The following is a 1,076-nucleotide window of genomic DNA, read 5'->3' on the forward strand; positions in this document are numbered from 1 at the left end:
TCTCATATCAGGAACTTGTTCGCACCTTCCTTAGGTTAAGGCGGGTATCATCTTTATAGTGTGGGAATATTCCTCTAAGGTAATCATCCACTTGCTTAGCAGTTGCCGCCCCTCTGAACTGTTCCTCAACCACTCGCACAGTAGTGATTCTTATCGGTTGGTCGCCATACTTGTATGTTCGATTTGATTTTGAAAACATCAAGAGACCTCTGGCAATCTAAGATTTATCTCAGATTAACTTTCGAGTATAACTTGTGCAACCCTCTGATTTAGACAATTGCAGCCATAAAGCCCCGTTGGTGATACAGCAACAAGCGGAGCGTAGTGACGTCATCAGATTGTCAGAGGGATCACACCTTATCAGGATAACCGTGTACCTTTCGGAGCGTGACTGAAACGCTGATAGAACTTGCATGTGGTTTGCAAGAACCAATCACCATTAACCTGTTTACGCAGCCACAGGGCCGCACATCGGGATTAAATGCGGCTTTCAGACGGTGTACCTAAGCATCCTTGGAAGGCTTTGTGCACAAAGCTGCTATGCCCAAGGCTAACTAAAACCCAGTTACCAGAAAGTGCCTCTATCCAAAAAGCCAAAAAATATGCACAAGAGGCCGAGTTTTGGCAGCATGTTGGTAGCAAAATGCACTTTGTTATGGTTTCGGGTGACTCAATGAAAACGTTGGTTACGGTTTTTGCAGTAAAGTGAGTGAGCTAATGTAGTATTCGAAATTTCTGAATATTTCTTATGTGCCAAAAGCAGACCTTGCCAAAGCACGTTGTGCACGTTGCAAGACTTGACCCCAGACTTTCTTAGCGAAGTGTCCACTTTTGCTGGTACGGATCACTCGAAAGTGTTAGCAATAGAGTAGACGCGATATGAAGTTGTGTAGTAGTAAGTGGCACTGTCAACATTGGTGCTCATATCACGGATTCGCGAAACGCGATTATAGAAACTGTTGGCATATTAGACTTATGGTGTTTAATATCTGGAACTTAAAGAATTTATTGAAATGCTCGTTGGTGATTATCTCGCTAAAAAGTGCTAGGGAAGGTGCGAACAAGTCCCTGATATG

Annotated in this window: 1 pseudogene; it reads left to right on the plus strand. The window is 43.5% G+C overall.

Features of this window, described 5'->3' with window-relative positions:
• Nucleotides 1-484: 484 nt before the first annotated feature.
• A pseudogene (locus tag FDX01_RS17770) lies at nt 485-709 on the plus strand (hypothetical protein); the annotation flags it as partial.
• Nucleotides 710-1,076 lie beyond the last annotated feature (367 nt).

The sequence above is a fragment of the Citrobacter sp. wls613 genome (assembly GCF_005281195.1).
Taxonomy (GTDB): Bacteria; Pseudomonadota; Gammaproteobacteria; order Enterobacterales; family Enterobacteriaceae; genus Citrobacter; species Citrobacter gillenii.